Raw genomic sequence first — 21,126 nt, 5'->3', positions numbered from 1 at the left:
GCTCGGCAACGGCGCCCTCGAGGTGGCGGCCCGGGCGGCGTCGAATTCCGCCGGCAGCCAAGTGAGCAGTTGCCCAGGTGGTTCGGGGGCCGAAACCGTCTCGGATCGCGTCCACAGGTCAGGCCGACTGCCTCAACGACATCACCGCCCACGGCGCGAGTTCGACGTCGAGGTCCAGCACACCGGTGTCCGGCACGGTCAGCGTGAACCTGAGGAGGGAGTCGGCGACTCTGCTCAGGTACTCGCTCTCGGCCCGGGACGGGTTGAGGGGGGACCCGAGCCCGTACCAGGCCTCGGCGACGTTCCCGTGCTCCCAATCCATGATCTCGACAAGGAATGTGCTGCCCGGCTCCAGCCCGTCGATCGAGTGGCGGATCCTGCGGCTCGGCCCCATCTCGGCCAGCGCGCGTGTCGCCGGGTACGAGTTCTCCGAGCTGACACCCCTCATAGCCATGTCCTCGGGGTAGTTGAAGAACACTCCTGACAGAGCGGACGTCTGGCTGTTACGGGTCACGACGCCGTCGGACGTCGCGAGGAGTAGCCGGTCGCCGAGCCGTTCCAGCATCGTGAACGCGTGGAACGTGGGCTTGTGAATGCCACCCTCGTTCACAAGGCCGAACCCGCCGTGAAAGGGTCCGATCCCGGCGCCTCCCTCCTCGAACACGTCCGTGAAGGTCCAGTAGGAGATCGAGTCGGCGAGGGTGGCGCACTTCAAATACGACCGCGTGATGTAGGTCGCCGCGAAGAGCGTGTCGTGGATGAAGTCGCGGGCCGACGGCGACGTCGACCACTCTGTGATGTGGATCTCCGCATCGGGATACGCGCTGTTCTTCACGAGCTTGCGGAGGAGGGTCAGGTCGTCGAACGTCGCATCGGCGTATCGGGTGATGTGCACGGCCTCGCCGTTGGCGCCGTACGCGAAGTCGGTGGGGTACAGGTGGGTCGAGATGAAGTCGATGGGCAGTTCGCGCTCCGCGCACCAGGCGATGAAGTCCTCGATCCAGACCGGGCGCCAGTCGAGCGCGTCCACGTCGGTCGCGGCGGCCGTTGCGAGCGCCGCGGAGCGGTCCTCGGTCTCGCCCTTGTAGCGGTCGTCGGGCACGAAGACGCTTGTCGAGGGCCCGCCCACCTTCAGGTCGGGATCGATCCTCTTGATCGCCCGAACGGTCTGCTCGTAGAGCTCGAAGTACTCGGTTTTCGTCCCGGTCCAGAAGTGGGGAACCAAGTTCGGCTCGTTCCACACCTCGAAGCGCCACTCCCGCACCTCGGCGAGGCCGTACCGGTCGATCCAGTGCTCGACCGACCTCGTGACCAGCTCGACCCAGCGCGCCATGTCCTTGGGCGGGCTGCAGTGAGCGCCCCACCAGAACACCGTCTCAGTCGCCGTCGCGAGCTCGCGCGGCATGAAGCCCAGCTCGACGAAGGGACGGACACCGCAGTCCACGATGAAGTCGAACACCTTGTCCACATAGCTGAACGTGTACGCGGGCGAGGGAAGGCGCGTGTTCGGGCCGAAACCGCTGCCGTAGCTCTCCCGGTACACGAACATGTCATCGTGAAAGACGCCGTGAAAGCGGATGTACTGGATTCCGCATGCGGCGACGACCTCGGCGAATTGTTGTTGCCAGTCCGCGCGCAGTGCTTCGTTCGCCCGTCCGGCGCCGATACACCTGGACCAGACGTGTTGGAGGGCACTCTCGTCGCACAGCTCGCCGTCTATCCGGAACCGGGGTTCGAACACACCGTCGCTCGTCATGGCCTCACTTCTCTTCACAGAATCGTTTATGGGTGGGAGATGGTCCACGGCGCCGCACGCCGGCCTCCGCGCCGGTCGCGAACGCCGGACCGTCGCGGGGGAGATGTCGTGCTGCTGCCGCGGAATGCGGATGCCAGGTCAGATGTCAGGCCGTCGGCATGTCGCTCCTAGCCCTTTACAGCGCCCAGCGACAAGCCTGACTGCCAGTACCGCTGCAGGCTGAGAAACGCGATGATCAACGGGACGATGGTCAGCAGCGCGGACGTGATCACGAGATTCTGGATGAGGGCGCCGTTCCCCGCCGTCGAGCCCAGTTTGTTCCACTGATTGATTCCGACGGTCAGCGGATACCAGCTGGGATCCTTCAGCATGATCAACGGCAGGAAATAGTTGTTCCAGATCGATACGAATGAGAAGAGCAAGACCGTCACGCTTGCCGGTGCGAGCAGCGGGAGCGCGATCTGGAGAAAGGTCCTGAACTCCCCGGCGCCGTCGATCTTCGCTGCCTCGAGCAGGCCACCCGGCACGGCTTCGGCCGTGAACACCCACATCAGGTACAACCCGAACGGGTTGATGAAGGACGGGATGAGAATCGCCCACGGGGTGTTGGTCATGCCGACGTGCGCGAACAGCAGGAACTGCGGGATCGCCAGGGCGATGCCGGGGACCGAGATCGATCCCAGTACGACGAACAGGAACACCCGCTTGCCCCGGAAATCGAGTTTTGCCAGGGCGTACCCGCCGAGGGCGGCCAGGAAGGTCGACACCGTCGCACCCACGACGACGTAGAGAACGGTGTTGAGAAGCCACCGGGAGAAGATCCCGTCCTGGTAGCTGAACACCTGCACGATGTTGTCCCACAAGGCGAACTCGTGACCGGGTGCGAGCCCGAACGACGACACGAAGTCGGCCTGCGACTTGGTCGCGTTGATGACCAGCCACACGAGGGGCAGCAGGCAGTACAGGGTGAACAGAGCTGTCATCACGGTGAGAGTCGTGCTCTTCTTGGGATTCTCCACCGTGTAGAGCCGGCGGCTGCGACCGGTATGGCGGATCGGCGTGTCGGAGGCTTTACCGGCCTGGGCTCGCCGGCTACTGGTCGGATGCATTCCTCAACCCTCTGATCTGGACGGCGTAGGCGACGGAGATCGTGATCGCTGCCATGACGAGCGCGAGTGCTGCCGCATAGCCCTGCTGGGACCCGGTGAAGGCCAGGTTGTACGCGTACAGGTTGGGCGTGTAGAAGGTGGTGACGCCGCTGTTGGCCACCATCGAGGGCAGGATCTGCGGTTCGTTGAACATCTGGAACGTGCCGATGATCGAGAAGATGATCGTGACGACCAGGGATCCGCGGAGTGCCGGCAGCTTGATCGCGCGGACGACCTGGAACTCGTTCGCCCCGTCGATTGCGGCCGCCTCGTACAGTTCGCGGGGGACGGCCTTGAGCGCGGCGTAGAAGATGAGCATGTTGAAGCCGGTGAACGCCCACGTCACCATCAGCCCGATGGAGATGAGCGTGGTATCGGGGGCGAAGGGATTGATGTCCGTGCCCAGGGCGTCGTTGAGGCTGCCGAACAGGCCGTACTTGACGCCCAGCAGGAATCCCCACATGAGGGTCGCCACGATCGCCGGCACCGCATAGGGGAGGAAGATCGTCACCCGCATGAATTTGGTGCCGTGCATGCGCATGGAGTCCAGCGCCAGCGCCAGCGCCATGGCGAAGATCAGCATGATCGGCACCTGGACGAGCGTGAACCGGAAGACGCGTCCCACCCCGTCCCAGAACTGCGGATCGTGGAGCAGCTTGCCGTAGTTGGCCAATCCGACGAAGGTGTTGCCCCCGATGAGCTTCTCCTGGAAGAGGCTGAGGTAGGCGGCGTACACGATGGGCACGATGAACACGAGCGCGAACAGCGCCCCAAAAGGCGCTATGAACGCCAGTCCGATCCGTGACTTCCGGCGCTTGCGAGTTGGCGCCGAATGCTGTGCCGCATCCGGCGCAGCCATGGCCGAAGCGGTGGCGTCGACCCGACGTGCCAGGCCCATGTCCGTGTTCCTTCCGATTCATTGCGGTGGCCAACTCGCTTCTTCACCGGCTGTTGTGCGGCGGCGGCCGTTGCCGCACGCGGGATCCTCCGCCCTGATGAGGACTCGCTAGTCCACTTGGAAGCCCTGCTCGTTGCCGTACTGGATGCAGCGCTGCTTCCACTGTTCGAGGATTTCGGCGAGCGAGCCCTTGCCCGTGGTGTAGAACGGCGATGCGATGTCGCCGTAGATCGAGCGTGCCCACTCGAAGAACGGCGGGTACTGCCAGCCGCTCCCGACGATCTCCGAGGCCTCAGCCAGCACGACGCCGACCTTCTGGTCGCCGAAGTACTGGTTGCCCTTGCTACGGAACGCCTCGCTCTCCAACACCGACGTGTTCGGCACGAAGGCACCCGCGTCGACGCGGGAGGAGAGACCGCCGCCGTGGGCGAAGTACTCGAGGAACTTGAAAGCCGCGTCCTTGTGCTCGGCCGCGGCCGGGATGCCGAAGGAGCTTCCGCCGTTCGCCGCTCCGACCTTGTCTCCCTGCTTCCACTGCGGCATCAAGGCGACTCTGAAGTCACCGGCGGCCTTCGGTGCGCGCTCCGGCAGCGTCGAGGTCAGCCAGCCGCCCATGGTCTGGGTGGCGAGGGTTCCGTCGTTGAGGGCCCGGTTCCAGTCGTCGGACCATCCCGTGATCTTGGTGTTGATCAGGCCCTCGTCGAGCATCTTCTGCCAGAAGGCCACGGCCTTGGTCGTGCCCTCGTCCGTGAAGTCGATGTGCACTTTGTTGCCGTCCACCTTGAACGGGCGACCGCCGGCCTGCCAGATGAGCGAGAGCAGGAAGAAGATGTCTCCCGTGTCCTGGGCGATGTAGGAGTCGCCGCCGAGCGCGCGAACCTTCTTGGCAGCCTCGTAGTACTCGTCCCACGTGGCCGGGGCCTTGTTTATGCCGGCCTTCTTGAGAGTGGCCGTGTTGTAGAACATCGCCGACGGCCCGTAATCGGACGGTAGCGCGTAGATCTTGCCGTTGACCGTGACATCGCTCCACGCGCCCGGGACGTAGTCCTTCTTGAAGTTATCGACGCCGAACTCTCCGAGATCGGCGAGCTTGCCGGGAATGGCGAAGTAGGGCACTGAGAAGTACTCGAACATCGCGAGGTCAGGTACACCGGAACCGGCCTGGATGGCGTTGTCGAGCGCCTTGTACTCGTCTTGGGATGAGCCCGCGTTGACGACCTCGACCTTGATGTTCGGGTTCGCGGCCTGGAAGCCGGGAACGGCCCCCGCGACAGTGTCGTCCCAGCTCCAGACCGTGAGCTTCACCTGTTGGTCGCCGCCGCTGCCGGCTGTGCTGCCGCCGCCGCCCGCGCCCCCCGAGCAAGCAGCCAGCGCGAACATCGGCACGAGTGCTGCGGAAAGGAGCCTTGCCTTCTGGGAGAGCCGCATTGAGCCTCTCCTCTCGTCCTGAGGGTTACGAAAAAATTTCGCAACTTGTTCGTTACTGCGAGGACACTAGGTCGTGCATCTGTACCGTGTCAACGGGTGGACGAGAGAGAATGCCTGGCAGCAACCGATGGCTAGGGGCCCGTGGTAGATTCGAAATAGTTTCGAAGTCCCGAAGGGAGCCTGATGCGACGGCGAGGCAGTTCCGAGCGAGCGACCTTGGCGGATGTCGCCCGACTGGCCGGCGTCTCGCCGGCGACCGCCTCAAAGGTCCTCAACGGGCGCAGCGATGTGGGGGCGAACACGCGTGAGCTTGTCCTCGGAGCCATGGCCCAGATCGGCTACAAGCCGACGGCGGCGCGACACGAGCGAACACGGGACCGGACCATCGTCACTGTGCTCGACATCGTGGAGTCCCGTTATGCCGGAACGGTCCTCCAGGGGATCCTCGTGGCCGCGACCTCGGCGCAGGCTGAGCTTCTCCTCCGCCTGCCGCCCGACGAGCCGCTCAGCACGAGCCGTACGGCGGCCCGTGTCTGGATGGAGGAGCAGAAGGCGTCCGGTGTCGTCGGTATCGTTGCGCTCGCCGTCGCTGTGCCCGACTCGATGATCCTCGCCGCGGAGGATCTCGAGGTGCCTATCGTGACGATCGACCCGATCGATACGACCGAATCACGTCTCGTCAGCATCGGCTCCACCAATTGGGCGGGCGGTCGCTCGGCAACCGAGCACGTCATCGGGCTCGGACACCGCAGGATCGCCTGGATCGGCGGCCCGCTGGGCTCGGCCCCATCGCTGGAACGCTTCCACGGGTACCAGGCCGCGCTCGACTCGGCCGGCGTCACGCCGGACCGCACACTGATCCGCCACGAGGCATTCTCCGTCGAGGCGGGACTCCGGCACGGACATGACATCCTCGCGCTCGGCGAGCGGCCGACCGCGGTCGTCGCGGGCAACGACGAGATCGCCGTCGGGGTCCTCGCTGCGGCCAAGGAGCTTCGCATCACCGTCCCGGGCGAGCTGTCGGTCACCGGGTTCGACGACACGCCGCAGACCGAGTGGACCACGCCCCGCCTCACATCCGTCCGGCAGCCTCTCGTCGGCATGGGACGGATGGCCGTCGAGGCCGTCCTCGGCATGGCGGACGGGGTCCAGCCCGCCTTCCGGCACCTCCAGCTGGCGACGACCCTCAGCGTCCGCGACTCGACGGGCCCCGTCCCGTTGTCCTGACCCACCCAGGCTCGGACACCGCATCGCGGGCGGGGAATGCCTCGAACCGTGCGCGCCGCAGTCCTTACGCCTGTTCGTCCAGGCTGATCGCGCTCTCGACGTCGGCACGCCGTAGGGTGGAGAAGCAGGTGTCCCGGCCGAGTGATCGCCGGTGCCGCCGGACCACAAGAGACCAGGGGCAGCGTTGGCCAAGCGGGTGACGATCCACGATGTGGCGGCCCTCGCCGGGGTCTCCCGTCAGACCGTGTCCAGGGCGCTCAACGACATGGACGACATCAGCAGCGAGACGAAGAAGCGGGTCCTGGAGGCCAGCGCGAAGCTGGGATATCGCCCGAGCCGATTCGCCCGCAACCTGGTGGCGCGGCAGAAGACGCGCGCGCTCGGCTTCGTGGTCGCGTCTTTCCGCAATCCGTACTACACCGAGATCGCCGGAGATCTGCTGGACTGTGCCGCCTCCCGCGGCTGGCAGGTCGTGATGGCCTCGAGCGAGTCGGAAGGCGAGAGCGCTGCGCTGCGCATGTTGGCCTCGCAGGTGGACGTCTTCGTCGGGCACTTCATGTCGCCCGAGACGCAACTGGAGAAGGCCCGGGGCGGCATTCCCATGGTGGTGCTGGAACCACCCGCCCGCATGGAACGGACGCACTCGGTGGAGCTCGACCTCCGTTCGGGGATCGAGGAGGCGATTCAGGCGTTGCGCGCCAAGGGCGCCCGTAGCCTAGGAATGATCGACTCGGGCTATTCTCTCCGCTCGTCCCCCATCTACGTTCCCTCGCAGCGCCGCCGCGATTTCGAAGAGCTCACCGGACCCGGCCGGCCCAAGGCTGTGGTCGTCGGGGAGGAGTCCATCACGGGCGGCTCGCGGGCTTTCATCGAGCTCATGCGGGCCCATCCGCACCTGGACGCGGTTCTGGTGTTCAACGACCTGATGGCCATCGGCGCCGTGCACGGCGCGCATGCTCTCGGTGTAAAGGTGCCGGACCAGGTGCGGATTCTCGGCATCGACGGCCTCAGCCTGGGCGAGGCCGTGCATCCGACGCTGAGCACGATCTCGCTCGACCGCCAGGCCCTCGCCGCCCGGGCGCTGGACGTGGTCGACGCGCTGGCCGCGGCCGACTTCGCCGACGTGGCGCCCATCCGGCACGTCGTCCGGTCGCGGCTGCTGTGGCGTGAGTCCGCGTGAACGCGGAGTATTGACAGCAAAACAGCCGATGTTTAGGTTGTGTTTCACGCCGATGTCGTGAACGTTCACGGCTGGCTGTTCCGTGAACGTTCACGCCGAGCGGACATCCGATTCAGTGCCGAGCGGCGGAGTGGTCGAACGCGGCCCGCCGCTGCCCGGAACGGCACTTACCCACGTAGCCGTGCGTGTCTCCGACCTTCCATCCATCCACCTTCCTCGGGGCTGGGAGAACAGTGTCCTTCAGTGAAGCAGTCCGCAGAGTCTCGTCCTTCGAGCCAGGCGCAGGCCGCCTGAAGCCCAGGGCCGTCGCGATCAGTAACGCCCGTACCGTCTCGCTCGACGGTGATTGGATGTTTCATCTGTCTTCCGGACTCCGAGGGATGAGCGACGGCTTCGAGGCCCCCGATTTCGACGATTCCGCCTGGACGACGCTGTCAGTGCCCGGCTCCTGGCAGATGGAAGGTCTCCACGCGACCGACGGCACCCTGCTGGATCACGGGCAGGCACACCATGGACGACCCGCGTACACCAACATCAACTACCCGTTCCCGATCGACCCGCCCCACCCGCCGGACGCCAATCCCACGGGGGAGTACCGCCGGGCCTTCGAGCTGGCGGACCCGGGAGCCGCGAACTGGGTGCTGCGGTTCGAGGGGGTGGATTCGCACTTCACCGCCTGGCTCAACGGGGTGGAGCTCGGCTGGGGCACAGGGAGCAGGCTGCCGACCGAGTTCGACGTGACGCAAGCTCTGCGGGAGGGGCCCAACGTGCTGGCCGTCCGGGTGCACCAGTGGTCGGCGGCGAGTTACCTGGAGGACCAGGACATGTGGTGGATCTCGGGGATCTTCCGCTCGGTCTTCCTGATCGAACGGCCGACCGGCACGATCGGCGACCATTTCGTGCACGCCGATTATGACCACGAGACCGGTGAGGGCATCCTCCGGGTGGAGGCCGACGTTCCGGCGGTCGTGGACGTTCCGGAGCTGGGTGTCGCCGGCCTGCCGGCAGGCGAAGCCCTGCGCATCCCAGCGGTCGGCCCGTGGAGCGCGGAAACGCCCAGACTGTACGCCGGAGTGCTCAGGAGCGAAGGCGAATCCATCGAGCTCCGCATCGGCTTCCGGACCGTACGCGTTGTGGACGGCGTCATCACCGTCAATGGCTCGCCGGTGCGCTTCCGCGGCGTCAACCGGCACGAATGGCACCCGGAGAGGGGCCGCACCCTCGACCTGGAGACCATGCTGGCCGACGTCCTGTTGATGAAGCAGCACAACGTCAACGCGGTGCGGACCAGCCACTACCCGCCCGACAGCCGTTTCCTCGACCTGTGCGACGAATACGGCCTGTGGGTGATCGACGAGTGCGATCTCGAAACCCATGGCTTCGGCCAGGTCGGCTGGGAGCGCAACCCCTCCGCGGACCCCCTGTGGAGACGCGCCTACCTGGACCGGATCGAGCGCATGGTCGAGCGGGACAAGAACCATCCCTCCGTGATCATGTGGTCGATGGGCAACGAGTGCGGCGTCGGCGACAACCTGCGCGCGATGGCCGAGTGGGCCCGCCACCGCGACGGCTCCCGGCTCATCCACTATGAGGGCGACTACGACAGCTCCTACGTCGACGTCTACAGCCGCATGTACGTGGACCTGGACGAACTCGCGCTCATCGGCATGGGCGCCGACGAGCGCACCGTGGACCCCGCGGCTGACAGCCACCGCCGCGCGCTGCCGGTCATCCTCTGCGAGTATGCCCATGCCATGGGCAACGGTCCCGGTGGCCTGTCGGAGTACGAGGAACTCTTCGACCGCTATCCGCGCCTGCACGGCGGATTCGTCTGGGAGTGGCTCGACCAAGGCATCCTGCAACGCGCGGCGGACGGCCCCAACGCCGGACAGCTGTTCTACGCCTACGGCGGCGACTTCGGGGAGATCCTGCACGACGGCAACTTCATCGCCGACGGCCTCGTCTTCCCCGACCGTACCCCCTCGCCAGGACTGCTGGAGTACAAGGCCGCGATCGCGCCGGTGGTACTGTCCGTCGACGACGGCGACGGGATCACGCTGACTGTCCGAAGCAGGTTCGACCACGTCGACACCTCCGGACTGGTCTTCGCCTGGCTGGTCGAGGAGGACGGTGTCGAACGGGGCGGCGGCGCCGTCGAGATTCCTCCGGTCCCGCCGCGCGGCGCCACCCGGGTACGGCTGGACGATGCCATCGCCGATCTGGCCGGCGACGCTTCGGGCGAGGTCGTCCTCACCGTCCGCGCCCTGCAGGCCAAGGAGCGCGACGGCGTGCCCGCCGGCCACGAGATCGCCTTCACACAGCGTATCCTGGCCGACGCCCAGGAGCACGGCCCAGCCCTAGGAACACCGGTCACCGCGTTTCAGGACGGGTACCGCATCGGGGATGCCGTGTTCGACCCCGACGGGTGGCTCACCCGGCTCGGCGATCTTCCCGTGGTGGGCCCTCGGCCCGACCTCTGGCGCGCGCCCACCGACAACGACCTGGCCTGGCTGGGCCAGGCGAAGGCGTGGCGCGACCTCGGGCTGAACAGGCTGGAACACCGCGTCGTGCGCGTGCAGCCGGAGGATGGCGAGCTCACCGTCGAGACGCTCAGCATGGCCGCTGGACGGGAGGCCGGGATCCGGACGCAGATGATCTGGTCCGCAAGCCCCGGCGGCGAGCTCCAGTTGCGCCTGCACCTGAGCCCGGTCGGCCGGTTCGACACCCATCTCGCCGCCCTCCTGCACGACTCCGGCCGCGTGAAACGGGGCACGGTACCGCGCCTGGGCATCCGCATCGGGCTGCCGGGCGGCGATGGAACGCTCGACTGGTACGGCCTCGGCCCTGGCGAGAACTACCGCGACAGTCGGCTGGCGGCCCGCCTCGGCCGTCACCGGGCCACGGTGGCAGACTTGCAGACCCCCTACGTGCGCCCCCAGGAGAACGGGAATCTCGGCGCCGTCCGCCGCGCCGAGATCTCCTGGCCGACGGGCGAACGGCTGCGCATCACCGCACCCTCCGGCGCCAACGTGACGCTGCGTCCCTGGACCAGCGAGGCGCTGGACGCGGCGCGGCACACCACCGACCTGGTGCCGGACGGACGGCTCTGGCTCAACCTCGACATCGCCCACTACGGGCTGGGTTCGGCCGCCGTCGGTCCCGACGCGTTCCCGGCCCACCGGTTGTACCCGCACACCTGCTCACTCCTGGTGCGCCTCGCGCACGTGCGGTGACCGATGAAACCTGGAGGGAGGACAGCGATGGAGTGGCGCGCCGCCAGACGGAGTTTCCGTCGCTACTGGCAGCTCTACCTGCTGATCCTGGTACCGCTCGCGTACTTCGTGATCTTCAAGTACGTCCCCATGACGAACGCCGTCATCGCGTTCAAGGACTACAGCGTCGTCGACGGGATCTGGGGCAGCGAATGGGTCGGACTCAAGCACTTCTCCGCATTCTTCTCCAATCCCATCTTCTGGAACCTCGTCCGGAACACCTTCCTGCTGTCGGTGTACTTCCTCCTGGCCGGCTTCCCCATCCCGATCATCCTGGCCCTGGCGCTCAACGAGGTCCGGCTGCGGGTCTTCAAGCGCACGGTCCAGCTGGTCACCTACGCGCCCTACTTCATCTCCACCGTGGTCGTCGTCTCCATGGTGATCCTGCTCCTGGCGCCGCGGATCGGGCTGATGGACAAGGCCTTCGGATTCTTCGGAGCCAGTGCGCCCGACCTCCTCGGCGACGCCGACTATTTCCGGCACATCTACGTATGGAGTGACATCTGGCAGACGGCGGGCTATTCAGCCGTCATCTACATGGCCGCACTGGCGGGCATCGACCCCAGCCTGTACGAGGCGGCCCGGGTCGACGGGGCCACCCGGCTCCGGAAGATCATCCATGTCGACATCCCCGGCATCATGCCGACCGCGATCATCATCCTGATCCTGGGCGTCGGCAACATCATGGCGGTCGGCTTCGAGAAGGCGTTCCTCCTGCAGAATCCGCTCAACCTCGGCACGTCCGAGATCATCGCCACCTATGTCTACAAGGTCGGGCTGCTGAACGCCGACTTCAGCCTGGCCACAGCGGTGGGGCTGTTCAACTCGGTGATCAATCTGGTGCTCCTCCTCGTGGTCAACTTCGTCGCCAAGCGCGTTACCGGGAGTGGTCTGTGGTGACCGACACGATGGTGCAGTCCGAGGTCGCGGGACGGGCTCGTCCCCGTCCCGCCCGTATCAAGGACTCCGGGGTCGACCGGCTCTTCATGGCGTGCGTCTACCTTCTGCTCGTCACCTTTCTCGCGGTGGTCCTGCTGCCGTTGATCTACATCGTGGCCAGCTCCTTGAGCAGCCCCAACGCCGTCTCCTCCGGCCGGGTCTGGCTGTGGCCGGTCGACTTCTCAATCCGGGGTTACGAGGTGGCGCTCAGCAATCCGCAGATCGTGACGGGGTTCGCCAACTCGCTCTTCTACACCGTTGTGGGGACGGTCGTCAGCGTCGTCCTCACGATCGCCATCGCTTATCCGCTTTCCCGCAAGGACTTCTTCGGCCGCAACGCCATCACCGCGTTCATCGTCTTCACGATGATCTTCGCAGGCGGGCTCGTACCCACGTACCTGGTGGTGCAGCAGCTCGGCCTGCTCGACACGCGGTGGGCGCTGATCGCCCCGGGGGCGATAGGCGTCTGGCAGGTCATCATCGCCCGCACCTACCTGCGCAACACCATCCCCGACTCGCTCTACGAGGCCGCCGAGATCGACGGGGCGAGCAGCCTGCGCGTGCTCTGGTCCGTGGTGCTGCCGCTGGCCAAACCGATGGTCGCGGTCATCGCCCTGATGTACGCGATCGGGCAGTGGAACGCCTACTTCGACGCGCTGCTCTACCTCAAGAGCGACGAGCTCTACCCGCTCCAGCTCGTGCTCCGGAACATCATCATCCTCAACACCCAGGCCGGCCCGATGGACACCGCCACCATGATGGAGCGTAAGCAGCTCGCCGACCTACTCAAATACTCCCTCGTCGTCATCTCCACGGTCCCCGTGCTGCTGATCTATCCGTTCGTCGCCCGCTACTTCACCAAGGGCATGATGATCGGCGCGATCAAGGGCTAGCCCGGGCGACCGTCCCCCCAATCCATGAAAGGCACGCCGATGTTCACCCTGCCCAGAAAGCGGGCGGCGCTGCTAGCGGCGCTCTCGCTGGCCGGCCTCACCACCGCGGCCTGCTCCTCGTCCGACGGCAAGCCGGCCGACTCGGCTTCCCCGCGCGGTACCACCGAACTGACCGTCTTCGCTCCCCAGAGCGCCAATCAGGATCTGCAGACCGCCGCCTTCACCAAGATCGTCAGCGGCAAGTTCAAGATCAAGTTCAAATTCCAGACGACGACGTTCGACGGCGGCCCCGCCAAGGAGAAGCGGCAGATCTCGCTGGCCAGTGGCGATTATCCCGACCTCTACCTGCTCATCCCGTGGGTGGACCAGTTCGAGCGGTCCGAGCTGCTCAAGCTCTCCAAGCAGGGCGTCATCCTGCCGCTCAACGACCTGATCGCCAAATACGCCCCCAACATCCAGAAGGCGCTGGAGACCAACCTCGCCTACAAGACCCTGGCCACGGCGCCCGACGGCAAGATCTACGGCCTGCCGCAGTGGAACGACTGTTACCACTGCTCCTATCAGGCGAAACTCTGGATGAACTCCGCCTGGCTGAAAAAGCTCGGCCTGTCCATGCCGAAGACGACCGAGGACATGCGCACCGTCCTGCGGGCCTTCAAGACCAAGGACCCCAACGGCAACGGCAAGGCGGACGAGATCCCGCTCAGCGGCTCCACCGCGGACGTCCTGCTGCCGTACTTCATGAACGCCTTCCTGTACGACCCGCAGGGCAGCGACTCCTACCCCTCGACACTCGCGTTGAGCAGCGGAAAGGTTCAGCTCCAGGCCGCGCAGGACAAGTGGCGCGACGGCCTGCGCTACCTCGCCTCCCTGCAGAAGGAAGGACTCATCGACCCGGGCGCCTTCAGCCAGAACCGGGGGGCGATGATGGCCAAGGGGGACAACGCCGACGCCGTGATCGTCGGAGCGGCGACCACGATCCACCCGGCGCTCCTGGTCACCCTCGGCCAGAAGGGCGGACGTGACAAGGACTACGACCCGGTGCCGCCGCTGACCGGCCCCGATGGCGTCGGCTACGCCTCCTACAACTTGCCCAGCGCCCCCGGCGCCACGTTCGTCCTGACGAACAAGGCGACGGAGCAGGACCAGATCGCCGCGATCAAGATGCTCGACTACATGTTCACCGACGAGGGCCACATCCTGGGTGAATTCGGGGAAGAGGGCGTGGCGTGGGAGAAGCCGGATGCCAAGGACGTGGCACTCGACAAGAATCTGAAGCCGCTGTACGAAGTGATCCCCGCCGACCCGGACGCGCCGCCGACCAACGCCGCCTGGGGAGCGCTCACGCAGTACAACAGTCGCAGAGAGTTCCGCGACGCCCAGGTCCAGCCGACCGACATCTACGACCCGGCGGGCTTCGAGCGCAGGTTGTTCGAGGCCACCAAGCTGTACGAGGGCAAGGAACCCAAGGACCAGATCTTCCCGTACTGGAACCTCTGGCTCGGCACCGACGTGGCGGGCGAAGCGGCGACGCTGCAGACCAACATCCAGAACTACGTGGCCCAGTCCAGCCTGGAGTTCGTGACCGGGAAGAAGAACGTCGACAGCGACGAGGACTGGGCGTCCTACCTGGAAGGCCTCAACGGCCTCGGCCTCCAGCGGTACCTGCAGATCCAGCAGCAAGCCTACGACGCCCAGTGAGAACCCACATGAGCGAACGCCACCGCATCCGGCTGGCCGCTCCCTCCCCGGCCTTCCACGACGCCTACGGACCATGAAAGCGATCACCTGCCTCACCGCCACCTGGCTGCGGCATGTGCCCTTCGCCGTCCATGGCCTCTCCACCTGCAGAACGACCGCGAGCCCGTTCCGCGTCAGAGCCGGATCTCTACCGCGGAACGGACCCGAATGTGTCGCGGCATGTCCCTACGGATCAGTCGCCGAGGTTGCGGACGTACGACACTAGGAGGTTTCGGTGCAGGCCGTGCCGTTGAGGGCGAACTGGGCCGGTGCCGTGTTGACGCCGCTGTAGGTGCCCTGGAAGCCGAAGGCGGTGGTGGCTCCGGCGGCGATGGTGCCGTTGTAGGTCGCGTTGCGCGCTGTTACCTGGGTGCCTTGTTGGGTGATGGTGGCGTTCCAGGTGTTCGTGATCTGCTGGTTGCCCGGCCAGGTCCAGGTGAGTGTCCAGCCGTTGACGGTGGCCGTGCCGGTGTTGGCGATGGTGACGGCGGCGGTGAATCCGTTGTTCCAGGTGGTGGGCGTGTATGCGACCCGGCAGGCCCCGGCGGGGGGAGTCGGCGTGCTGGTGGAGCCTGTGTCGGTGAGGCCGAAGAACTGGATGGCGGCGGCGGCCATGCCACTCATGGGGAGGCTGTGTCCGGCGCCCTGGATGCTGTATGCCTCGACCTTGACCGTCCCGGCGGTGTCGGCGTAGCGACGGCGGTTCCAGTTGGCCTGCGGCGTGTCCGTGCTGGTAGGCGTCTGGCTGAGGCCGAAGACGTTGGTCCACTGGTCGATCTCTTGCTGCAGCGTGGCGTAGTAGACGAGGTTGTCGTTCGTGCCGTGCCAGAGCTGCACGCGCGGCCGGGCGCCTGTGTAACCGGGGTAGGCGGCGCGGACCAGGTCGCCCCATTGCTGGGGTGTCTTGCTGATGCGTCCGGAGGCGCAGTCGCTGGCGCCCGGTGAGGGGATGTAGTCGGCCTCGCCGGCGAAGCAGCTGTGCGGCACGCCCATGAACACTGCGCCGGCCTTGAAGACGTCGGGGTAGTTGCCGAGCATGATGTTGGTCTCCATGCCGCCGGCTGATGTGCCGGTGCACGCATCGCTTTCGTCACGCCGCAGGCGATGAGCCTCGTCATCCGCGACCTCGAGCGACGCGGTCTGATCCGCCGGGACTCCCAGCCGGGCGCGGGCCGCGTGCTGCGTGCCCGTCTCACCCGCAAGGGCCTGTCCACCCTGCGGCGCTGCGACCGCTCCGCCGACGAGATCGAGGCCGTCATGTTCGCCGAGGCCGACGACGCCGCGCGCAAGACGCTGGCGGAGAGCCTCATGGCGTGCGCCCGCGCCCTGCGTCCCTGACCTGCATCCGGGCCTTCCGTGACCCCGGCTGGTTCCGCGACCCGGTCGACGGGCGCGAATACCACGGGCTGGGGCCTGGTCCCTGCTCCCGTCCCTCATCGTGGCCGACGGCATCAACCACGAGCTCGACCGGCCGCACGTCGTCAACCGGTCCCGCTACTACCTCTTCTCCCGGCCGTCCTACACCCGGACCGTGGCCTTCGCCGACACGGTCCAGTCACGGCCGCTCGCCTTGCCGGTCAGGACCACGGTCCCCGCGGGCTCGTTCGCGCCTGGGATGACCTCGAACTCGGCAGCGCTCTCCGAGTTGGGCTTCAGGGGCCCTAACACGACCTGCGCGGGTGTGACGCTCCACCCGTCAGGAGCCTCGACGGACACCGTGGTCGAAGGGGCCAGCGGCATCTCGATCGCCCGGACGGTGACGGTGACCTTCGCCTCCTGGCCCGGAGTCACCTCGGCGGGTGCGCCGAGCCGGACCTTCTGCAAGGAGTATGCGCGATAGGTGTGACCCGCCTGCCCGGTGAGTTCGATCAGGCCGGAGCCAGCCTTTTTGGTGCGGGCCTGGCCGCCGCGCGCGGCGTCGACCACCTTGTAGCGCCCGGTGAACATCTCGCCGCGTACTTTTACGGTGCCGTCGCGATCGGGCGTGATCAGGAACTCGTCGGCCTGCCCTTCGCTCCACGCCGCACCGACGGTGTGACCGCCGCGACCCCGAAGGCCCTCCACCCGTCCGCTCGGCCAGGCCTCCGGCAGGGCCGGCAGCAGGTGCAGTTCACCGTTGTGGCTGTGCAGCAGCATCTCCGCGATGCCGGACGTCGCCCCGAAGTTGCCGTCGATCTGGAACGGAGGGTGCAGGTCGAACATGTTCGGGGCGAGCCTGGCCGGTGTGACAAGGGAGCGGACCAGGTCGTGTGCTCGCGTGCCCTCCTCCAGCCTTGCCCAGTAGTTGATTTTCCAGGCGAGCGACCAGCCCGTCCCGTCGTCGCCGCGCAGTTCCAGCGTCCGGCGCGCGGCCTCGAACAGCTCGGGTGTGTCGCGCTTGGTGATCTGATGGCTGGGATGCAGGCCGTACAGGTGTGAGACGTGCCGGTGGGTGCGCTCGGTCTCCAGCCAGTCGTAGAGCCATTCCTGGATGTTGCCGCGGGAACCGATCTTCATTGGAGCCAGGCGCTCGCGGGCGGCCTCGACCTTGGTCCGGAAGTCCGCGTCCACGCCGAGAACCTTGCTCGCCCCGGCGCAGCCGTCGAACAGGTCACGCAGGATCTGCATGTCCATGGTGGGGCCGGCGGCCACGCTGGCATTCGGGTGGTGGCTGAGCTCGGGAGAGTTGGACGGGTTCGTGACCAGCCAGCCGAGTTCCGGCTCCGGCACCAGGGTGTCGAGGAAGAACTGGGCGGCGCCCTTCAGGGCCGGGTAGTTCGCGCGCAGGAAGCGGGTGTCGCCGGTGAACAGGTAGTGATCCCAGATCATGCCGGCCAGCCATGCGCCACCGGTCTGCCACATGCCCCAGAACGCGCCGTCGACGACCGATGTGGCCCGCCATGCGTCGGTGTTGTGATGGGTGACCCAGCCGCCCGCCCCGTACTGTGCCTGGGCCGTGCGGGCGCCGGTCACGGTGAGGTCCTTGATCATGTCGAACACCGGCGCGTAACACTCGGACAGGTTCGTCGTGTCGGCGGGCCAGTAGTTCATCGGCAGGTTGGCGTTGATGGTGTACTTCGAGTCCCACGGCGGGCTCATCTGGTCGTTCCAGATGCCCTGAAGGTTCGCTGGCTGGGTACCGGGACGCGAGGAACTGATCAGCAGGTAGCGACCGAACTGGAACAGCAGCGCGGAGAACTGCGGGTCGTCGACGGAGGAGTGCTGCGCGATCCGGACGTCGGTCGGCTGGTCGGCCGCCGCGGTACGTCCGAGGTCGATCGTCGCACGCCCGAACAGCGCCTGGTAATCGGCCACGTGCCGGATGCGCAGCTTGTCGTAGGGCCTGTCCAGAGCGGCGTTGAGGTGCTTCCACGCGACGCCCTGGTAGTCGCCGCTGACATCCTTGTAATTCACGTAGCTGGAGCCGATGGAGATCAGCAGTGTCACGCTGTCGGCGGCGGACACCTGGAGCGTGCCACCGGAACTGGTGACGCTGCCGCCTTCGGCGACGGCCCGGGCCAGTGCCAGGAAGCGGACCGAGCCGGTCACACCTTCCATGTCGCCCGAGATGCCGTCGAGTGCCACCGTGGTACCGTCCGGGCTGGAGCGTGTCGTCCTCTGAGGGCTGTCGAAGGTCGCGGAGAACGTGATCGAGCCGGGCCTGTCGGCGGTCAGGCGGATGGCGATCACCTGGTCCGGCGCGCTCGCAAGCACCTCACGCCGGTACCGCACGCCGTTCAGGACGTAGGTCACGGATGTCGTGGCGGTGGTCAGATCCAGCTGGCGGTTGTACTCCGACGCCCCGGCGGCGCTGCCGAAGTTGAGCCGTAGATTGCCGACCGGCTGGTAGGCCAACTGGCCCACGGGCTTCCCGAGCATCGTCTGGTTGATCAGATCCTGGGCCTGGATCCACTGGTTCTCGAAGACCAGCCGCCGAATCTCCGGCAGCGCCTGTGCACCCTTCGGGTTGCTCTGGTCGTACGGTCCGCCGGCCCAGACGGTGTCCTCGTTGAGCTGCAGGCGCTCCTGATCGAGGTTGCCGAACACCATGGCGCCGAGGCGGCCGTTGCCGATGGGGAGCGCGCGTAGCCATTCCGTGCCGGCGGGCTCGTCATACCAGAGCGCCAGGTCGTTGGCGGCGCGCACTTCTGGAGGCACCAGCGAATCAGCTCGGGCTACCGCCGTCCATTGCACCGGCAACAGCAGAGCGCCGGCTCCGGCTGTTCCCATCTTCATCAGCTGCCTTCGTGTCAGGTGGTGTTCGGACATGGCTGTTCCCATCGTTAGGGGGTGCGGCGCTCGGGACGCCGCGGCGGAGAGGGGAAGGGGTGCCCGCGGCGGGCTATTCCTGGACCTTGCCTCCGGTGAGCCGGGACAGGACGAGGGCGATGATGATGATCGCGCCGTTGAGGGCCTGGATCCACTGGGCGGGCACGCCGGCCAGGGTGAGGACGTTCTGGATCATGTAGAGGAGGAGGATGCCGGTGAACGCGCCGAACATCGTGCCCTTACCGCCGTTGAGGCCGACGCCGCCGATCACGGCCGCGGCGAACACGGTGAAGATGGCACCGTCGCCCTGCGCGGCCGCCACAGAGGCGAGGTGCCCCGACATCAGCAGGCCGCCGAGCGCGGCGAGCAGGCTGGCGCCCACCAGAGCGGTCCACAACACCCGGTCGGTACGGATGCCGGCCGCCTTGGCCGCGTCCACATTGCCGCCGATGGCGTACAGGGCGCGGCCGTACTTGGTGAAGCCCAGCAGCACGATGCCTGCGGCGAACAGCAGCAGGCAGAGCCAGATCGAGGAGGGCACGCCGAGCCACAGGGCCGAACCGAGATAGAGCATCGACGCCGGCAGGTTGAAGAAGGTTTGGCCGCCGGAGATGCCGGTGAGCAGGCCGCGCAGCACGATGAGCATGCCGAGGGTGACGATGAAGCCGTTGAGCCCGAACCGTACGATCAGCAGCGCGTTGATCGCGCCGATGAGCACGCCGACGGCCAAGGTGACGGGGATCGACCAGGCGCCCGGCAGCAGGCCGAGCCCGGCGCCCGAACCGGCGGCCACGGTCAGCCAGGCCGCCACGCCCGGCGCGAGACCGAACGTCGACTCCAGCGACAGGTCCATCTTGCCGGCGACCAGCACGATGGTCTGGGCAAGGACCAGGAGCGAGATCTCCGACATGGTCTGCAGGATGTTGATCAGGTTGTCGCCCTGCAGGAAGATCGGGTTGACGATCTGGCCGACAATGGCGATGGCGATGATCGCGGGGATCAGGGCGAAGTCGCGTAACCGGGCCAGTCGTATCCGTGGCCGTTCCCGCTCGGGGGCGGCGTTCTCGGTGGCGGGCGTGAGAGTTCTCTCAGGCATCGAGCCGGACTCCTTCCATCGCCGCCACCACGTCGTGGTCGTGCCATCCGGCGGCCATCTCGGCGACGACACGACCCTGGAACATCACCAGCAGCCGGTCGCACAGCCGCAGGTCGTCTAGTTCGTCGGAGGCGACCAGCACGCCGGTCCCTCTGGTGGCCGTTTCCTCGACCTTGCCGAGCAGGAACTCCTTGGACTTCACGTCCACCCCGGCGGTGGGGGTGATCAGCACGAGCAGCCGGGGATCGGAGGCCAGCGCTCTGGCCATGACGACTTTCTGCTGATTGCCGCCGGACAGACCCATCACGGGCAGGCCGGGGCCGGGGGTCTTGATCGCCAGGTTGGCGATCAGGGTCCTGGCCAGCCGGTCACGCCGCCGGCCGCTGATCAGGCCGGCCTCGCCGAGTTGTTCGGGGACGGTCATGGTGGCGTTGTCGGCGATCGACATCATCGGGACGAACCCCTGGTGGTGCCGGTCGCGGGGGACGAAGCCGACACCTGCGGCGAGCGCGTCGGGCACGCTGCCGGGACGGGGAACGCGCCCGGCGACCTCGATCGTGCCGGAATCGGCTGCGCGCAACCCGACGACGGTCTCGGCCAGCTCGGTCCTGCCGCTGCCGGCCGCGCCCGCCAGGCCGACGATCTCGCCGGCCTGGATCTGGAGGTCGATCTCCTGGTAGGCGTCGCCGTACGACAGGCCGCGCACGCCGAGCACCAAACCGGCGCCGCCGGGCGCGGCCGCCCGGGAGGACGCCTCTGCCTGGCCGGCGGCCTCTCCCGCCATCGCCGCCACCAGCTCCGCGTTCGGCAGGTCGGCCACCGTGATGGTCAGGATGTGCCGGGCGTCGCGGAAGACCGTGACCGTGTCGCAGATCTCGTAGATCTCCTGCAGGTGGTGGCTGATGAACAGGAAGGTCACTCCCTGATCCTGCAGCGTGCGGATACGGGTGAACAGCCGGGCGATGGCGGCGGCGTCGAGCTGGGCGGTCGGCTCGTCCAGGATGATGAAGCGGGCGCCGAAGGACAGCGCACGGGCGATCTCTACGAACTGCCGCTGTTCGACGTCCAGCTCGCCGGCCGGCAGACGCACGTCGACGTCCACCGACCAGGTGGCGAGCAACTCGCCCGCCTTGCGCCGCAGGGCACCCCAGCGGACCAGCCCGAACCGGTTCAGGTCGTGGCGGTGCAGGTAGAGGTTCTCCGCCACGGTCAGCTCGGGGATGATCGTGGACTTCTGGTAGACGCAGGCCACCCGTTGCCGCCAGGCGTCACGGTCGGCGAGGCGCGGGGCAGGCTCGCCG

General features: G+C 66.9%; 15 protein-coding genes. 7 read left to right on the top strand and 8 right to left on the bottom strand.

What is annotated here, in order from left to right; translation table 11 throughout:
• Positions 1 to 118 precede the first annotated feature (118 nt).
• From AB0J09_RS17335 to AB0J09_RS17320, 4 genes are all read right to left on the bottom strand, one after another.
• The gene (locus AB0J09_RS17335) at positions 119 to 1,756 is read right to left on the bottom strand and encodes a beta-xylosidase (RefSeq protein ID WP_360691262.1); all 1,638 of its coding nucleotides are present in this window, start codon (positions 1,754 to 1,756) and stop codon (positions 119 to 121) included.
• A 167-nt stretch (positions 1,757 to 1,923) separates the two neighbouring features.
• Positions 1,924 to 2,739 (bottom strand): carbohydrate ABC transporter permease, encoded by an 816-nt coding sequence (locus AB0J09_RS17330; protein ID WP_360691259.1) that lies wholly within the window; start codon positions 2,737 to 2,739, stop codon positions 1,924 to 1,926.
• A 109-nt stretch (positions 2,740 to 2,848) separates the two neighbouring features.
• On the bottom strand, positions 2,849 to 3,802 hold the full coding sequence (locus AB0J09_RS17325) for a sugar ABC transporter permease (protein ID WP_360691256.1): 954 nt from the start codon (positions 3,800 to 3,802) through the stop codon (positions 2,849 to 2,851).
• A 108-nt stretch (positions 3,803 to 3,910) separates the two neighbouring features.
• Positions 3,911 to 5,230 carry a sugar ABC transporter substrate-binding protein gene (locus tag AB0J09_RS17320; protein WP_360691252.1) on the bottom strand — a complete coding sequence of 440 codons (1,320 nt, stop codon included), beginning with the start codon at positions 5,228 to 5,230 and terminating at the stop codon, positions 3,911 to 3,913.
• A gap of 216 nt (positions 5,231 to 5,446) precedes the next feature.
• Here AB0J09_RS17320 and AB0J09_RS17315 point away from each other — a divergent pair, with 216 nt between their 5' ends.
• The 6 genes from AB0J09_RS17315 (at position 5,447) to AB0J09_RS17290 (ending at position 14,442) form a co-directional block, all read left to right on the top strand.
• A complete protein-coding gene (locus tag AB0J09_RS17315) occupies positions 5,447 to 6,457 on the top strand; it encodes a LacI family DNA-binding transcriptional regulator (protein WP_360691249.1) in 1,011 nt (336 codons plus the stop codon).
• Between the two features lie 184 nt (positions 6,458 to 6,641).
• Positions 6,642 to 7,637 (top strand): LacI family DNA-binding transcriptional regulator, encoded by a 996-nt coding sequence (locus AB0J09_RS17310; protein WP_360691246.1) that lies wholly within the window; start codon positions 6,642 to 6,644, stop codon positions 7,635 to 7,637.
• A 233-nt stretch (positions 7,638 to 7,870) separates the two neighbouring features.
• On the top strand, positions 7,871 to 10,870 hold the full coding sequence (locus AB0J09_RS17305) for a glycoside hydrolase family 2 TIM barrel-domain containing protein (RefSeq protein ID WP_360691243.1): 3,000 nt from the start codon (positions 7,871 to 7,873) through the stop codon (positions 10,868 to 10,870).
• Positions 10,871 to 10,897: 27 nt separating this feature from the next.
• Complete coding sequence (locus tag AB0J09_RS17300) at positions 10,898 to 11,809, top strand: ABC transporter permease subunit (RefSeq protein WP_360691240.1); 912 nt, start codon at positions 10,898 to 10,900, stop codon at positions 11,807 to 11,809.
• Positions 11,806 to 12,741, top strand: coding sequence for a carbohydrate ABC transporter permease (locus AB0J09_RS17295; protein WP_360691237.1), 936 nt, complete (start codon positions 11,806 to 11,808; stop codon positions 12,739 to 12,741). Before AB0J09_RS17300 ends, AB0J09_RS17295 begins: the two co-directional genes overlap by 4 nt.
• Before the next feature lie 24 nt (positions 12,742 to 12,765).
• A complete protein-coding gene (locus tag AB0J09_RS17290; protein WP_360691234.1) occupies positions 12,766 to 14,442 on the top strand; it encodes a hypothetical protein in 1,677 nt (558 codons plus the stop codon).
• A gap of 261 nt (positions 14,443 to 14,703) precedes the next feature.
• Here the strand turns inward: AB0J09_RS17290 and AB0J09_RS17285 are convergent, their stop codons facing one another.
• Positions 14,704 to 15,534 (bottom strand): cellulose binding domain-containing protein, encoded by an 831-nt coding sequence (locus tag AB0J09_RS17285; protein WP_360691231.1) that lies wholly within the window; start codon positions 15,532 to 15,534, stop codon positions 14,704 to 14,706.
• Positions 15,535 to 15,585: 51 nt separating this feature from the next.
• Here AB0J09_RS17285 and AB0J09_RS17280 point away from each other — a divergent pair, with 51 nt between their 5' ends.
• Entirely contained in the window at positions 15,586 to 15,819 is a 234-nt protein-coding gene (locus AB0J09_RS17280) for a hypothetical protein (RefSeq protein WP_360691228.1), read from the top strand.
• A 180-nt stretch (positions 15,820 to 15,999) separates the two neighbouring features.
• Here AB0J09_RS17280 and AB0J09_RS17275 read toward each other — a convergent pair whose 3' ends face one another.
• From AB0J09_RS17275 to AB0J09_RS17265, 3 genes are all read right to left on the bottom strand, one after another.
• The gene (locus AB0J09_RS17275) at positions 16,000 to 18,696 is read right to left on the bottom strand and encodes a glycoside hydrolase N-terminal domain-containing protein (RefSeq protein ID WP_360691225.1); all 2,697 of its coding nucleotides are present in this window, start codon (positions 18,694 to 18,696) and stop codon (positions 16,000 to 16,002) included.
• A 106-nt stretch (positions 18,697 to 18,802) separates the two neighbouring features.
• The gene (locus AB0J09_RS17270; RefSeq protein WP_360691222.1) at positions 18,803 to 19,825 is read right to left on the bottom strand and encodes an ABC transporter permease; all 1,023 of its coding nucleotides are present in this window, start codon (positions 19,823 to 19,825) and stop codon (positions 18,803 to 18,805) included.
• The coding region (locus AB0J09_RS17265; protein ID WP_360691219.1) for a sugar ABC transporter ATP-binding protein at positions 19,818 to 21,126 on the bottom strand (1,309 nt) is incomplete at its 5' end. The genes AB0J09_RS17270 and AB0J09_RS17265, both read right to left, overlap by 8 nt.

This window comes from Nonomuraea sp. NPDC049784 (assembly GCF_040659615.1).
GTDB lineage: Bacteria > Actinomycetota > Actinomycetes > Streptosporangiales > Streptosporangiaceae > Nonomuraea.
This window is presented reverse-complemented; position numbering and strand designations above follow the sequence as displayed.

What these genes read in the sequence shown, in the direction of transcription:
- AB0J09_RS17335 (WP_360691262.1), bottom strand. Translation starts at nt 1,756, where the DNA reads ATGACGAGCGACGGTGTGTTCGAACCCCGGTTCCGGATAGACGGCGAG.
- AB0J09_RS17330 (WP_360691259.1), bottom strand. Translation starts at nt 2,739, where the DNA reads ATGACAGCTCTGTTCACCCTGTACTGCCTGCTGCCCCTCGTGTGGCTG.
- AB0J09_RS17325 (WP_360691256.1), bottom strand. Translation starts at nt 3,802, where the DNA reads ATGGGCCTGGCACGTCGGGTCGACGCCACCGCTTCGGCCATGGCTGCG.
- AB0J09_RS17320 (WP_360691252.1), bottom strand. Translation starts at nt 5,230, where the DNA reads ATGCGGCTCTCCCAGAAGGCAAGGCTCCTTTCCGCAGCACTCGTGCCG.
- AB0J09_RS17300 (WP_360691240.1), top strand. Translation starts at nt 10,898, where the DNA reads ATGGAGTGGCGCGCCGCCAGACGGAGTTTCCGTCGCTACTGGCAGCTC.
- AB0J09_RS17290 (WP_360691234.1), top strand. Translation starts at nt 12,766, where the DNA reads ATGAAAGGCACGCCGATGTTCACCCTGCCCAGAAAGCGGGCGGCGCTG.
- AB0J09_RS17285 (WP_360691231.1), bottom strand. Translation starts at nt 15,534, where the DNA reads ATGGAGACCAACATCATGCTCGGCAACTACCCCGACGTCTTCAAGGCC.
- AB0J09_RS17280 (WP_360691228.1), top strand. Translation starts at nt 15,586, where the DNA reads ATGAGCCTCGTCATCCGCGACCTCGAGCGACGCGGTCTGATCCGCCGG.
- AB0J09_RS17275 (WP_360691225.1), bottom strand. Translation starts at nt 18,696, where the DNA reads ATGAAGATGGGAACAGCCGGAGCCGGCGCTCTGCTGTTGCCGGTGCAA.
- AB0J09_RS17270 (WP_360691222.1), bottom strand. Translation starts at nt 19,825, where the DNA reads ATGCCTGAGAGAACTCTCACGCCCGCCACCGAGAACGCCGCCCCCGAG.